Annotated in this window: 1 protein-coding gene and 1 pseudogene; both read right to left on the bottom strand. The window is 62.6% G+C overall.

Going from position 1 to position 1,175, the window contains the following annotated elements; genetic code table 11:
• Window positions 1–484 (bottom strand): UDP-3-O-acyl-N-acetylglucosamine deacetylase (locus EOA28_RS36395; RefSeq protein WP_189342398.1); only part of this gene is annotated, 484 nt, incomplete at its 3' end.
• A 355-nt stretch (window positions 485–839) separates the two neighbouring features.
• Window positions 840–1,175: pseudogene (locus EOA28_RS36400) on the bottom strand (cell division protein FtsZ); the annotation flags it as partial.

Genomic DNA, 1,175 nt, shown 5'->3' on the forward strand with positions numbered 1-1,175 from the left:
CCTCGAACCGCGTGCCGTCATAGGGGCGGAATTCCGCCCAGGACGCGCCGGCTTCCACGCGCACCGGCTTGACGACGCGGATATAGCGGCGCTTCACTGCCAGCGTCTCGATACCCGCCTGGTCGAAGGCTTCGACGAACGCCATGGCGCTGCCGTCGAGTATCGGAACTTCCGAGCCGTCGATCTCGATGATGAGATTGTCGATGCCGAGGCCGAACACCGTCGCCATCAGATGCTCGACGGTGCCGATATGTGCGCCGGCCGGATCGCCAAGCATGGTGCAAAGATCGGTGGCCCCGACTTCCGCAACCAGGGCGCGGAGCTCACGGGTTTCGCCGCCGTTCGAAAGATGGAAGACAATGCCCGTATCGGCGTCGGCCGGCAGGAAATGAACGGTGACGGTCTTGCCGCTATGGACGCCGATGCCAGTCAGCGTCGCGCGCGATTTCACTGTCGTCTGATAGTCGTGCAAGAGTAACCCCATACGCCCAAAATGCCTGCGTCCGCTCCATCGGCCTTGGGTATCTTGCAGCCAGTGAACGGTCTGGCGCTCGCATGGAATGCGGCAAAATAAGCAAGAGCACGCGGCTCTGTGTGATCGGCAGGCAGGGCTACTCCCCGAATCCCGGCAAACCGACTTTAGTCCGTGGCGAAGATAGTGGCCCGCCCTGGAGACTCCAAATCACGGTTTCTTACCCCGTGTAACCACGGGATTTTGTTAAAAATAGATCGTAAGCGATTGTTTTTGATATGTTTTGCAAAGCAACAGGCAGACGGTTTCTCGTCTGCCTGTTAACAACCGTTATATATCGTTAACGATCGGCGGTGCGCCGTATCGCTCAGTTGGCCTGACGGCGCAGGAAGGCCGGGATTTCCAGCTGGTCGTCTTCCTGGACCGTGCGGGCCTGCGGCGTCAGCCGGCCCTGATCGTCGAGCTGGCCGCGGCGCGGCGCGTAGAGCGCAGGATCCTGGCTGGCGAGGCGGCGCATCTCGGGCGCTGCCTGGCGCAGCTTCGGTTCGCGCGGCTGCGCCGGCTGGAGCCGGGCCGGCTCTTCCTCGCGGCGGGTAAGGCCGTTGGTCAGCCGCTTGATCAACCCCATCGGACCGCTGTTCTCATGGTCCGCCGGGCGGGTCTTGGCTTCGACCTCAGCCCTCACCACCGGCGGGAAATCCTC

The organism is Mesorhizobium sp. M2A.F.Ca.ET.067.02.1.1, assembly GCF_004023285.1.
GTDB lineage: Bacteria > Pseudomonadota > Alphaproteobacteria > Rhizobiales > Rhizobiaceae > Mesorhizobium.